The organism is Enterococcus sp. XAF26B05_ASV22, assembly GCF_056727285.1.
In genome coordinates this window covers 591283-604754 of record NZ_CM161538.1, presented here as the reverse complement: position 1 = coordinate 604754, position 13472 = coordinate 591283, and the positions used below count along the sequence as shown (strand labels likewise).

The following is a 13472-nucleotide window of genomic DNA, read 5'->3' as shown; positions in this document are numbered from 1 at the left end:
TGTGTTGAAAATGAATTTCTTTCTCTATTTATTGCTTGTTGGGTTCAACTTTTTAATGGCATTTACCGGTAGAATCCCTGCAAATCCGCATAAAAATGTTATTTTAGAAACAACGTTACCAAAAGATAAACTTCAAGATGAACAGGTTTTACTCGTTAGTAAAACGTATAAGAAAAGATTAGTGCAATTGGCATTTATTTTCAGTATTATCGCTCTACCAATTCTATTGATTCCTTATGATTCTTTGACTTTGTTCTATTTTATGCTGATGACTATCGGATTGATTGGGGCTTCTTTTTACTTGGAGGTTGTTTATATTCGTAAAATGACGGCTGTTAAAGTCAAAAATAATTGGATTTTACCCACGAAACCGATATTAGTCGATACTCGACTAGTGGTGAATAAAAACCGCAAATTGATTTCTATTTGGTGGTTTTTACCAAGTGTTTTGATGACTCTAACTGGTTGTATTTATTCTGTTCAAACACTTGGTTTGTCTAATGGTACCTGGCTCATTTGTCTGATTTCCATTCTTATGACAGGAATGTTTTTGCTTTTCTATTACTTTATTGCTCGCTTTCCAGTCAAACCTGTCACGAGTGATGAAATGATCAATCAAAAGGTCAACGATCAAATGCGCCATCATTGGTCTGTTCTAATGGCTGTTTCAGCATTTGTTTTGAGTCCTTTCGCTTTTTTGCCAACAAGTTCAGTTACGATTCCTTATGAACGAATGATGGTATTTTCAATTGGCTATGCTGTGCTTATACTCGGATTTGTCATTTTCACTTTTTATTATTTATTTTCTTCTAGAAAAAAACAAGATTACTTGATTGCGCAAGCTACGGAATACCGCTACAGCGATGAAGATCAATATTGGAAGTATGGCATTTATATGAATCCAAATGACAAAAGAATCATGGTACCTGATCGTATTGGCATGAATATCTCCGTCAATTTAGGTAGACCTGCTGGAAAATTAGCGTTAGGCATCACAGGTATTTTGGTTTTGATTGCGTTAATTGCATCAAGTGTACCAATGCTGATCAGCGATTTTTCAAGTAATCCATTTGACTTAACGACAACCCACACTGGTATCTCCTTATCAGCGCCATTAAATCAGCGTAAACAGATTGCTTGGAGTGACATTGAATCAGTGAAACTAGTCGATAGCCTTCCTAGCGACAAACTCCGTATTTATGGAACGGCAACCGAAAATTATTTAACGGGAGAATTTCAAGTGAATGGTCAACCTGCTTATTTGCTTGTTTTAACAAATAAAAAACCGATTCTAGAAATCAAAACCAAAGAAAAGTTCTATTATTATACAAACAAAGACAGTATATTAACTAAAAAATACTATCAGAATATCCAAGCGATTCGAGAAAAAAAGCAATAGATTGGGACTGAAACTTCGCTCTTTAGATTGCTTGAAGCCCTAATACAGAGTGGCGTTAGTCAAAACAGTCATTATTTTGCCAAAAAATCCACTATTCTTTCATTTATACTTTGACATATTTCTCTTATGTGATTAAACTAGTCATAATGAATAGGAGTGAAGAAATAATGACTGTATTCAGTTTAAGAAAATACCAAAAATCTGATTTAGAAAACATACTTGCTATATTTAACGGAACTGTTCAAGCAATTAATAAAAAAGATTATACACAACAACAAATCGAACAATGGGTTCAGCTGGATCCTGATTATGAAAAATGGGATGCCAGACTCTCATCGACCTATAGTATTGTTGCGCTGAATCGCATGGAAGTGATTGGCTTTGGCAATATTACCGACACAGGTGAACTTGATTTATTGTATGTCGACAAAAAATGGATTGGGTACGGAATCGGTAAGATGCTAGCCCAAGATTTGATGGCTCATGCATTGAAAAGTGGCGTAAAAGAACTGACTGTCTACTCATCCATCACAGCGAAACCTTTTTTTGAATCACTTGGATTTGAATTAGTGGAGCAAAAAGTAAACTATCGCAATGGCGTAATGCTGATGAATTATTTGATGGTTTATCGTAAAGATAAACAGTAAGTGATTGTTTTATCGATTTGAAACTAGAGTTTTTTCTAGATTAAGTGCAGTGAGACCTCAATTTCAGTAATGTATGTTATTAAAAAAACATCTACCAAGAGTAAACTCTCAGTAGATGTTTTTTTGCTACGCTCCTACGCAACAGTAAATTTTGTTTCGGATAATGACTCTTGTAAAGTATCCTTTGAAACTTCTCTATCACTTGTTATTACGGCTGATTTTTTCGCCAAATCAACACTGACAGATTGAACACCTTCAATTTTTTCAACGTTTTCTTTGACGATAGTAGCACACCCCTCACATTTCATGCCGTTGATTGTTACAGTTTTTTCCATTGAGAAACACTCCTTCTAATTTTGATCTTATCTACTTTACTAAGTGACACTGACATTGACCTTGTATACAGTTGCAGGGCACTTCTTTTACGGCGGATTTTCGTTTTTCTTTCAATAGTCTTTCCAATTGATTGATATCATCGAAACTTAAAATAGTCTCATCAATTATTGAGGCAAGAACATTTCCGACCTTTTTACTACACACCTTGGTCAATAATTCTTCAGAAAGCGCCTCAATACTTTTGCGTTCTTCTACCAAAGGAAAATAGGTAAACTTATTGCCGTTACGAGTAGTTCCCAGCATCCCTTTCTCCACTAAACGACTCAGTAAAGTCTTGACCGTAGTACTTTTCCACTCCGTTTTTTTATTGAGAATATCTGTTACTTCTTTACTTGTTGTTTCTTGTGTCGCCCAAGCAACACGCATGACTTCCCATTCTGCGTCAGTGATAGTCAATGATTTTCTCTTATCTGACATAAAAAGTCTCCTTATTACCGAATTCTTCACAAAGGAACTACATATGTAGTCACCTTATACATTAATAATAATTCTTTTTTCTTCCATTGTCAAAAGGAAGATTTTTTCAGTCCTTTTCGAATACCATTCAGTAACGTAAAACAATATAAAAAACGTAAAACAGCGGTCGGTGTTTTACGCTTCTTACTCCTTTCATTGGAAATTAATGATTCTGATTTGAGTATGTTGTATAGACCATATCGTTTTTCACATACACTTGCTCTACTTTTAACTCTACAGATCCATTGAATTCATTAAATAACGGAATTCCTTTCCCTAAGATCTTTGGAATAGTTGTAAGAATATACGTGTCAATCAATTTTGCTTCTACTAATGGTGCAATGATACTAGCACCGCCCACGATCCAAACCGCCTTCCCCTCTTGTTTTTTTAACTCTTGGACCAAGGCTACAGGATCTTGGTTCGTAAAAATTAGTTTTTCAGCATTTTCCTCTGGATGACTTGTAATGATATAGGATATTTGCTCTTCATAAGGATATTGCTCCGGAGATAAGTCATTGACGACTTGATCGTAGGTTGTTCGACCCATCACGACTGTATCGATTTTTTCCATCAATTCTTGGTAACTAGTGTCTTCTTCAACTAATTCAATTCCACCGCCTAAAAAGTCAATACTACCATCTGCTTCTGCAATATAGCCATCAACGCTCGCTGCAATATATAGAATAATTTCTCTACTCATAAAAGAACCTCCATCTAGCTCAAAATAGGTTTAGCCTTTGAACTATTCATTGTACCTGATTTAGAACATTCGTCAACTCGTTTGACTGACAAAAAATAGAGCTGAAAGGCAACTCCATCATCCTTTCAACTATATGTCACTTCTTAAAGTTGCTTCATAACCGTCCTTTATAATAGCTTGCCTTGTTGTCTCACCTAAACAATAGAGTTTAGGCATTTCTTTTAATTCAGTCGTTCTAAAAACAGATAAAAATCGCTGCCACAACGACGGACTTGCTAGATAAACTGCCTTTAGTTTTGTCGTCAGTAAACACTCCTGTAGCAATCGTTGATTTTCTTTTGGAAAATAATTATCGTAAAGAATTGGTGTAAACAATTGATGCCCACTAACTATTAATTTTTTCTCTCCACTGTTATCTGCTAAATTGCTTTTGGGATAAAAAATTCTAGTTGGAACTACATAATTGGCTGTCCAAGCTTCAACTAAATTCTTTTTCGTCGGAGAGGTGGCCTGAAATGCTGGCTTTATATCACTGGCTAAAAGAACTTGTGCAGTCTTTTCACCAATTACAGCGAATTTCTTCATTTGAAGAGTACTTTTGCTTATTTGTTGCAAAAAAAAGACAGCTGCATGTTGGCTTGTTAAAAAAATCCATTCGCTTTGTTTTACCATTGATTCGAATGACGGTCCTACTTCTCGTTTTTCCAATCGAATCAATGGGATTTCAACTGTCTCAAATCCTTTTTGCTGAAAATAGAAACGATCTTCTTTATTATCTTCTATCAAACGGGTTAAAAGGATATTATTCATATTGATTCCCGATCCATTTCATTTAATAATTCTTCGGCTATTTGCTTTCCAACACCTACTAAATCTTGCACAACGATACTTTTAGTAAACGATTGTTCTAACTCTTTATCTCCTAAAAATCCCGAAAAACGATAGCCATTTTGTTCTTGGACCGCAAAAGCTCCGATAGGAATATCGCAGTTTCCGTTTAACATCGCCAAAAAATCACGCTCTTCCATGACCAAGCTTCTAGTTAACGAATCATCGATTGGGCTTAAAAAGTCCTTCATCGCGTGGTCTTGACCGCGACATTCCACAGCTAAAGCTCCTTGTCCGACGGCTGGAATACATTGTTCACAGGTTAAAAAAAGATAGGGATGTGTTGGTTCCGCAAACCAATCCAATCGTTTTAAACCAGCTACAGCCAACACAATACCATCTAAACCTTGCTCTTCCATCCGTTTTAAACGAGTTCCCACATTTCCTCGAATCGATTCTACTTGAAGGTCTTCCCGTAGATTTTTCATTTGAAATTCTCGTCGTAGACTACTCGTTCCAATTCTAGCGCCCTTTGGCAACTCGTCTAAAGAGGTTTTTTCTCTAAAAATCAGACAGTCAGCTGGATCACTTCTTTCTGGAATTGCGGCTAATGTCAATCCATCTGCGACTTTTGCTGGCATATCTTTTAAACTATGGACCGCAAAATCGATTGACCCTTTCAATAAAGCCTGCTCAACTTCATTGATAAATAGTCCTTTTCCACCAATCTTAGATAAGCTGACTGAAAGCATTTGATCTCCTTTAGTGGTCATCGGTACAATCTCAACCGGAAAATCTCCATGTACTTTTTTTAATAAATTTAGAACAATCGTTGTTTGTTTCATCGCTAAAGGACTATTTCTGGTGCCGACACGGACGATTTTCATTTCATTTACTTCCTTTTTCTTTTCTCATCTTTTCATCATACTAAATTTTATTTTTTTGACAACTGGCCTGTGCCAACCTTATATGCTAAAAAATACAGACCTGCTACAAAAAAGCCGCCACCAAGGATATTTCCCAGATAGACACTAACCATATTTTGTCCAAAAGCTGCCCACGTATTGCCACCTAATAAAATCCCCATTGGAATCAAAAACATATTCGCTACAACGTGCTGAAATCCACAGATAACAAACCCCATAATTGGTAGGAAAATCCCCACGATTTTGCCAATAAAATCTTTGGCTGTAAAATTTAAATACACCGCTGTACTCACTAAAAAGTTACAAGCGATCCCCGAAAGAAACCCTTGTAAAAACGTATCTTTGGTTCTGCCTAGCGAAACTTGAATCGCACGTTCAGCAAAATCCCCTTGTAAAGCACCGCTTAAATAACCAAAAAAGTAGGCTACAAATAAAGAACCAATCAGATTGAAAATCGTCACGATCACAATATTTCTCAACCATTCTTTCCCACTGATTTTTCTGGCAAACAGCGCCATTGATACGACCATCATATTGCCAGTAACCAACTCTCCTCCGGCTAATAATAAACAAATCAATCCAAATGGAAAAACAGCTGCACCAATCACATTTACTAACGACCCCCATTCTTTGGGCATCGTTCCCATTGCCCGGATCATCGCAATTCCTGCAACAGCGATAAAAACACCTGCTAAAAAACCTAACACTGCTAAAGTCAAAAAACTAGCCCGCGCTTTTTGAACACCTTTTTCAATTGTAACATCAACTATTTCTGGTGGTTGAAGTGAACCCATAATATTTATCTCCTTTACTTTAAAAGCGTAGCGGGCTCGTTTAGATTCGACTAGAAAATAGGAAAAATTGACTGTGGCGCTTTTTGTCACATTCCATTTTTATCTTTTTCTCGAGAATCTAGCCCATGAAGCTTACTTAATTTGTTCATTTAAAACAGACCATTGATCTTTGTACATTGTCATTAAATCTTGATCCAAATATACCATTTCATCAAAATAATGATCATTCAAATACTGTTTATGCACCTCATCAAACCGTAGGTCACGATTGTCACCCACTTGAATCCCATACACATCTGCTCCTTTTTGCGTATAAGTAAGAATCGTTTCAAAAGTGATTTTCTCAGTATCAAGCAACAAAATCTTATGCCCAAACAACGGCAATTGCTCATACCAATCCGCGCCATTCCGACAAGAAACGACATCACCCAAAATAATTAGGGAAGGGTTTTGGATTTTATTTGCTTCGATTACTTTAGTCATCGTTTGAACGGTTGCTGTGACTGTACGTTGACGACCTAAAGTTCCCCACTCAACGATTGCCACTGGTAATTGTGGCGCAACATGTTGCTCTAAAAGCTTTTGTTGTGTGCTCTTCACTTTTTCGACACCCATATATAAGCACATCGTCCCGTTTTCCGTCAGTCCTTTAAAATCAATTGTTTCACCTACTTGACGATGAGCCGTTGCAAGCGTTACTTTACTACTGTGCTCACGATGCGTTAAAGGGATGCCACTGTAACTACTAGCAGCAGAAGCAGCGGTAACCCCTGGAACGATTTCATAGCTGATTCTTGCATTTTGAAGTGTGTTGATTTCTTCTCCTACACGACCAAAAATACCTGGATCACCGCCTTTTAACCTCACCACGATCTGATCTCGTTTTCCTTCTTCTAGCAATAATTGATTGATATTTCTTTGCTTTAATACATGATGTTTGGGATATTTCCCACTATAAATAAAACGCGCCGAATCTTTGGCAAGGTATAATAAAACTGGATGAACCAGCCGATCGTAAATGATTATATCTGCTGATTCCAGTACTCTTTTCCCTTTTAGTGTTAGTAATTCAGGATCGCCAGAACCTGCTCCAACAAAATAAACTTTTCCCATCGCTACACCATGACATAAACAAGGGTATCTTCGACAATCGTTTCATAGGCGCGAACACACCCTTCATCTGGCTCTTGGACTTGCCCATCATCCAAATTGATTTTATAGTCATGTAATGGACAAAATACATAGTCACCAGAAACGGTTCCTTCAGCTAACGGTCCTTGTTTATGGGGACAAACATTTTCAATTGCTTTAACACGATTATCGCTTAAACGAAATACAGCAATTTTCTGCTGTCCAACGATCACTTCTTTGCCCATTCTAGGTGCTAACTCTTCTAATTGCCCAACATAAATTTTTTCCATTTTATACTCTCCCCACTGTGTATAACTCTTGCTGTGTTTTATGATCTTCAACCACTTCGTCCCAAGGATTTCCACGACGTCCTGCAACTGCTTCCTCAAGTGCTTCTAGCAATTCTTGACGTTTTTCAGCATCTAACAATACTTCTTTTACAACCTCAAAGCCCATACGTTCTAGCCACGGAGCAGTTCGTTCTGCATAGATACCCGTTTCTCGGTAATATTGCAGCATAGCTCCACAAATATCGATCACTTCTTGCTCTGTCTCCACAGTCGTTAGTAATACCGCTTCTTTGACTTCTGTTCCGCCGTTTCCGCCAACATAGATTTGGAAGCCATTTTCCACGCCGATGATGCCAAAATCTTTCACACCACTTTCCACGCAACTTCTTGGACAAGCAGAAACACCCATTTTGAATTTATGTGGTGTATCAATAAACTCATACCGTTGTTCTAGCTTGATTCCAAGTCCCATTGAATCTTGCGTACCAAAACGACAGAAATTCGCACCCACACAGGTTTTCACTGATCGAACCGCTTTTGCATAAGCACCTGCTGCTTTCATATCTAATTCTTCCCAGATTTTTGGCAAGTCTTCTTTTTTCACACCGTATAAGCCAATTCGTTGGCTACCGGTTACTTTGACCATCGGTACATCGTATTTTTCTGCAACTTTGGCAATCAACAGTAATTGCTGAGGGTTGGTTTTTCCACCACGCATTCTTGGAATCACCGAAAAAGTACCATCATTTTGGATGTTAGCATATAGCCGTTCGTTGACATAACGAGATTCTTTTTCATCCTCGTGTTCTTTAGGCCATGCAACATTTAAATAAAAATTGATTGCAGGTCGGCACTTTGGACAACCTTCTGGATTAATAAAATTCAGTTCACGATAAACTTCTTCAGAAGAAGTTAATTCTTTTGCGTAGATTTGTGTCACGATTTGATCTCTCGTTAAATCTGTACATCCGCAAATTCCAGTTGGCGCTGAAATGACTTCGCCACCTAATGCATACCCTAAAACATCGCCAATCACTGATTTACATTTTCCACAAGAACCGCCTGCTTTGGTGTGTTTGGTCACATCTGCCACAGAGGTCAAGTCTTTTTCATTGATTGCGGTCATGATTGTCTGTTTATCGATGCCGTTACAGCCACAGATCACTTCATCATCTGGCCATTCACTCACATCCGCACTCGCTTCTTCACCCACCATATGCAAGAGAGAAACCGGTGTATAGTCTTCAATGCTTTCGTTTTTCTTTAGAATATTATAATAGCGATTGCCTTCACTTGTATCTCCATAAAGAACAACACCGACAATTTGATTGTCTCTCACAAAAATCTTTTTATACGTGTAATTGATTCCGTCAAATGCTTCAATACTGTTGATGCCTTCTGCTTCTCGAATAGTTCCGGCAGAATATAAATCACAACCAGAAACTTTTAGCGAAGTAAATGTAGTACTGCCTTGGTATGGTTTGGTTTCTTTGTCTGTCAACACATCAGCCAGCACTTTTCCTTGTTCGAATAACGGTGCAACCAAGCCGTAAACATTGCCATTATGTTCCGCACATTCACCTACTGCAAACACATCTGGACTATTGGTTTTCATAAAATCATCCACAACGATTCCACGATTTACTTCGATCGTTGTTGTTCTTGCTAGCGTTGTTTCTGAACGAATTCCGATCGACATTACGACGATGTCGGTTTCGATCGTTGTTCCGTCACTAAATGCTAATCCTGTAACACGAGTGTCCCCAAGAATTTTTTGAGTTGCTTTTTCCATTAAGAATTTTAATCCTTGTTTTTCTAAATCAGCTTGTAGCATTTTCCCTGCTTTTTCATCTAATTGCGTTTCCATCAGCCATTTTTCTAAATGAACGACTGTGACTTCCATTCCTTGATCTAGCAATCCTTTTGCCGCTTCCAAGCCCAGTAACCCACCGCCGATAACAACTGCTTTTTGGTATTTTTGAGCCGCTTCAAGCATATTTTCTGTGTCATCGATTATTCTAAACCCAACAACTCCTGGCAATTTAGCCCCTTCAATAGGTAAAATAAAGGCTCTAGAACCTGTTGCCAAGATACATTTATCATAGGGTATTTCTTTACCAGATTGTGTGGTGATTTTTTTATTGTTTGTATCCATTTGAACAGCAGGATCATGATTGATTAATTCAATCTGATTTTCTTCATACCATTCGAGTGGATTGGTGATAATTTCTGAAACCGTCATTTTCTTTTGTAAGACATTGCTTAGCATGATTCGGTTGTAATTCGGGTATTGTTCTTCCCCGACGATCGTGATTTCATAGCGATCAGGATCACGGTCTAAGATTTCTTCAATCGTACGGACACCAGCCATTCCATTTCCAATTAAGACAAGCTTTTCTTTCATTTTATGTAAACTCTCCTTTTGTGATTTTTTGAGCAATATAATCGATGCGTTGTCTTTTTTAGAATAGCAAGAATGACAGACCTTGACTATTAGGGAATTACCTAATAACTCACGAGCATGTACTAAAAAAATACTTCGCCAAAAGAAGCGAAGTAGCTTGGTATCAAATAGATACTTATTTTTTTTCAAGAATATGCATCAACGCTTTTCTCAAATTCTTTGTGGACTCAGGATCTTTTCCATAAGAAGATAAGGCAATCATATGCTCTTCTTGTTCAATCGTACTCATATTATAAAAATCACTATTTTCTTTTTGGCTACAGTCATTGACCCATTGATGTTCAGAGGCATCGTTGACGATTTGATGATTGACTGCTTTAGAATCTGTGCACGCAAAAATTAGATGGGCTTCTTTGATCTGTTCAGCAGTGTACGTTGCTGTGATTAGCATGACATTTTCTAATTCATAAAATGCATCCAGAAATTCAGGTGCAACCAGGGTTACTTTTCCATTAGCGTTTAAAATCCTTTTTGTTTTTCGTAAAGCGATTTGCCCACCACCAATAATAACGATTTTCTTCCCTGTTAGTTCGAGCATTATTGGATACATGAGACTGCCTCTGTAACGATTTGTTCCAAGTCACTTAAAATTCGTGGATCGAACTCTAGCGTTCGCGTGATCGTAAATTCAGTTGTTGGGAACGCTTCGCTTAATTTATTTTTCATACTTGTTATCAAATGTCCATCGAATAAAAAGAAAGGCACAATCACTATTTTTAGTTGCTTCGATAATTGTTTTTTGATATCTGCTAGAAAATCTTCTTGCCCTTTTAGACTTGTCGGGATAATCGAAAATCCAACTTGTTGCTGAATGTCTTTTGCGATTTCAGTTAAAACGTTTTGTGGTTCAGTAGTTTGTTTGGTGCCATGGACCACTACTATTCCCACCAACTCTTCATCTGGATAAGAAGCCGCTACTTCTTGGAATCGTTCCAGTAAAACTTGACGACTGCCTACCTTACTACCAAATGTTTCTGTTTGACTAAATTGAATAGTTGGATACTTGTTTTTTACTGGTTCAAGTTCAGCTGGAATATCCACTAAAGCATGTTTAGCACCAAATAATAGTACTGGCACAACGATCACTTTGGTTACGCCGTTTTTGATCATGTTTTCAGCAATACTGGCAATCGTATCCGGGTGGTTTTCTAAAAATGCCGTTGCTTGATACAAACGTGGATCAAGTCTATTTTCTAGTTGTTGAATAAATGTCCGTGCAGCCTGATTTTTTTCGTTTTTTTGACTGCCATGAAATACATAAAGAATACCAATCATTTTTCTCACCTCATAAGTCGATTAATTGATGTTTCATACTATATTGCAATAATTCACTGAATGTTTCAACTTCTAATTTTTTCATCACATGGGATTTGTGAACTTCGACTGTTTTCACGGAAATAAATAATCGTTCCGCAATTTCTTTGTTGCTGTAGCCTAAAGAAACGAGCGGTAAAACTTCCCGTTCTCTTTTGGATAGACGTTGGTATTTTTCATCCTGTTCCTCATTATCCGCTTTTTTTAGCCAATGGTCTTTAGTATAAGAACCAAATAGTGGGTCGATTGAAATGTTTCCTTCCGCCACTTGTTTGATTGCCTCTAATAAAACAATATCTTGCGAACTTTTGAGAATATACCCTTTTGCACCGTATTCTAAAGCTGTGCGAACGTATTCTTCTTCATCATGCATACTCAAAATAATCGTCTTCACCTTTGGAAAATGTTCTTTGATCCGGCGTGTTGTTTGTAAGCCATTTTCACCTGGAGGCATCCTCATGTCCATTAAAACCACATCCACTGGATATTTTTCAAGAAGTAAAAATGCTTCGGTGCCATCCGCTGCATCTCCTACGACGGTGATCTCTTTTTGACTTTCTAGCAACAAACGCAGACCACTTCTAACGACTGCATGATCATCTGCTATTATAATGTTCATTGTACGACCTCCCCTTGGATAGGCAACCATAATGTCACTGTAGTTCCTTCTGCTTTTTCGGAATGAACGCTTAGGCGTCCGCCGATTGATTCTGCTCTTTCCTGCATATTTAAAAGACCTAAACCTTGGCTGTTCTCTTTTACTTTTTGAAAATCAAAGCCTTTGCCATGATCCCGAACGGTGAGTACCACATGACCGTTTTGCTCACTCAAGGTTATCCATAACTCCTCAACTGCAGCGTGCTTTACACTATTCATCACACTTTCTTGTACTACACGATAAGTGATTGTTTCTACACTGTCAGGAAATCGTTTATTTTCAATCATCGGAATAAAATGAAGCGCCATTCCAGTTGTTTCTGTCAAACGATGTAATAACGTTTCAACTGCTGGAATCAAGCCTAAATCATCTAAAGCTGTCGGTCTTAAATCAATAGCGAGTTGTTTTACTTCCCCGAGTAACGCAACAAAATCTTCATCGATTTTTTGTAATTTGGTGGACAAGACTTCTGATTGATCCTGCCATTTTAATTGTCTCGTTTCTAGCATCAGGCTATAAATACTTTGAGCTAAGCCATCATGTAGTTCTTGAGAAAGGGCGCGGCGCTCATTTTCGTGGGCTTGATTGACGTATTCAATCAATCGTTTGTTTTGGATCACTTGCTGCAGACGATCTTGGACTGCCAGACGACGAATACTTAACAATGAAGTATGCAGATCAATGACCGTATAACTGCCACTGAATTGTTCCTGTCGCCCTTTTAAATCCTCCAAAATCAAAGGAAATGCAGCTTGATCCCAATCAGCTTTTACTTCACAGTCTAAACATTTTTCCATCGTTGAATGCAGCATACAGCCTTCCCCTTTGGCTATATCCAAAACTTTTTCTAACGTAAACGGGTAGGTTTCGGCTAATTCAGATGCCGCTTTATTTTTTTTGATGCATTTCGTGACTTCAATCAAAAACAATGCATCTTTTGCTTCTTCAAATACTTTTTTCATTATGCTCATTTTCATTTTTTCACCTATAAATAAACAGTGATTTCATCTGTTTTGCCTTGTGCAACTGCCAAAAAATCATCATTAATAATTGTTGTTTTTCGATACCCTATTAGCAAAACACCTTTTACCTCACCACGTTCTAGCGCTGGAAAAGCTGCAATGGTCTCTAATTTTTCCATCCGAGTAATGGGTAGTTCAACTAATTTCCCTGGTTGTTTTTGTAGATTTGTCGCTTGGTATGCTCTGCCCGTTCGCCAAACGATGCCACCAATTCCCTTCCCAACTTGTAGCCGAATTCGTTGATATTGTTGATTGGTGTTGCCAGATACATACTTCCAGCGGATCATACGTACTTTTGTCATTTCATTGAGTGTAGATAGCGCTAAAGCGATAAAATCAACTTGGAGTTCCTCTTTTAGTTGATCGATTCTTTGTTGAATTTGATCCGTCATTTGACTACTCCTATTCCCTAATTTTTGATAAAAAGCTTGTTTTTTACGAATG

At 37.7% G+C, this 13472-nt stretch carries 16 protein-coding genes; 2 read left to right on the top strand and 14 right to left on the bottom strand.

Annotated elements, in window-relative coordinates; all coding sequences use genetic code 11:
* The first annotated feature begins 10 nt into the window (after positions 1-10).
* The gene (locus AC1PU0_RS03025; RefSeq protein WP_206849180.1) at positions 11-1399 is read left to right on the top strand and encodes a DUF5808 domain-containing protein; all 1389 of its coding nucleotides are present in this window, start codon (positions 11-13) and stop codon (positions 1397-1399) included.
* A 167-nt stretch (positions 1400-1566) separates the two neighbouring features.
* Positions 1567-2046 carry a GNAT family N-acetyltransferase gene (locus AC1PU0_RS03020; protein WP_206849182.1) on the top strand — a complete coding sequence of 160 codons (480 nt, stop codon included), beginning with the start codon at positions 1567-1569 and terminating at the stop codon, positions 2044-2046.
* Between the two features lie 134 nt (positions 2047-2180).
* Here the strand turns inward: AC1PU0_RS03020 and AC1PU0_RS03015 are convergent, their stop codons facing one another.
* The 14 genes from AC1PU0_RS03015 to AC1PU0_RS02950 all read right to left on the bottom strand — a co-directional run bounded on the left by AC1PU0_RS03015 (position 2181) and on the right by AC1PU0_RS02950 (position 13420).
* A complete protein-coding gene (locus AC1PU0_RS03015) occupies positions 2181-2381 on the bottom strand; it encodes a cation transporter (RefSeq protein WP_069653955.1) in 201 nt (66 codons plus the stop codon).
* 31 nt (positions 2382-2412) lie between these two features.
* Positions 2413-2859 carry a CopY/TcrY family copper transport repressor gene (locus AC1PU0_RS03010; protein ID WP_206849184.1) on the bottom strand — a complete coding sequence of 149 codons (447 nt, stop codon included), beginning with the start codon at positions 2857-2859 and terminating at the stop codon, positions 2413-2415.
* Positions 2860-3061: 202 nt separating this feature from the next.
* Positions 3062-3601, bottom strand: coding sequence for a dihydrofolate reductase family protein (locus AC1PU0_RS03005; protein WP_206835057.1), 540 nt, complete (start codon positions 3599-3601; stop codon positions 3062-3064).
* A 129-nt stretch (positions 3602-3730) separates the two neighbouring features.
* Positions 3731-4411, bottom strand: coding sequence for a uroporphyrinogen-III synthase (locus tag AC1PU0_RS03000; protein WP_206849187.1), 681 nt, complete (start codon positions 4409-4411; stop codon positions 3731-3733).
* A complete protein-coding gene (hemC, locus tag AC1PU0_RS02995; protein WP_206849189.1) occupies positions 4408-5316 on the bottom strand; it encodes a hydroxymethylbilane synthase in 909 nt (302 codons plus the stop codon). Before hemC ends, AC1PU0_RS03000 begins: the two co-directional genes overlap by 4 nt.
* A 47-nt stretch (positions 5317-5363) precedes the next feature.
* Positions 5364-6149, bottom strand: coding sequence for a formate/nitrite transporter family protein (locus AC1PU0_RS02990; protein WP_206849191.1), 786 nt, complete (start codon positions 6147-6149; stop codon positions 5364-5366).
* Between the two features lie 132 nt (positions 6150-6281).
* Positions 6282-7262, bottom strand: a complete 981-nt coding sequence (cobA, locus tag AC1PU0_RS02985) for a uroporphyrinogen-III C-methyltransferase (RefSeq protein ID WP_206849192.1) — start codon at positions 7260-7262, stop codon at positions 6282-6284.
* A gap of 2 nt (positions 7263-7264) precedes the next feature.
* Positions 7265-7570: a nitrite reductase small subunit NirD gene (gene nirD / locus AC1PU0_RS02980; RefSeq protein ID WP_206849194.1), complete on the bottom strand. Its 306-nt coding sequence runs from the start codon at positions 7568-7570 to the stop codon at positions 7265-7267.
* Position 7571: 1 nt separating this feature from the next.
* A complete protein-coding gene (nirB, locus tag AC1PU0_RS02975) occupies positions 7572-9974 on the bottom strand; it encodes a nitrite reductase large subunit NirB (RefSeq protein ID WP_206849196.1) in 2403 nt (800 codons plus the stop codon).
* A 175-nt stretch (positions 9975-10149) separates the two neighbouring features.
* Positions 10150-10584 carry a precorrin-2 dehydrogenase/sirohydrochlorin ferrochelatase family protein gene (locus tag AC1PU0_RS02970; RefSeq protein WP_069653964.1) on the bottom strand — a complete coding sequence of 145 codons (435 nt, stop codon included), beginning with the start codon at positions 10582-10584 and terminating at the stop codon, positions 10150-10152.
* Entirely contained in the window at positions 10572-11309 is a 738-nt protein-coding gene (locus tag AC1PU0_RS02965) for a sirohydrochlorin chelatase (protein ID WP_206849198.1), read from the bottom strand. The genes AC1PU0_RS02970 and AC1PU0_RS02965 overlap by 13 nt, the downstream gene beginning before the upstream one ends.
* Before the next feature lie 10 nt (positions 11310-11319).
* Positions 11320-11967 (bottom strand): response regulator transcription factor, encoded by a 648-nt coding sequence (locus tag AC1PU0_RS02960; protein WP_069653966.1) that lies wholly within the window; start codon positions 11965-11967, stop codon positions 11320-11322.
* Positions 11964-12977, bottom strand: a complete 1014-nt coding sequence (locus tag AC1PU0_RS02955; RefSeq protein WP_240485857.1) for a sensor histidine kinase — start codon at positions 12975-12977, stop codon at positions 11964-11966. Before AC1PU0_RS02955 ends, AC1PU0_RS02960 begins: the two co-directional genes overlap by 4 nt.
* A 14-nt stretch (positions 12978-12991) precedes the next feature.
* Positions 12992-13420, bottom strand: coding sequence for a GAF domain-containing protein (locus AC1PU0_RS02950; RefSeq protein WP_206849200.1), 429 nt, complete (start codon positions 13418-13420; stop codon positions 12992-12994).
* Between the last annotated feature and the right edge of the window lie 52 nt (positions 13421-13472).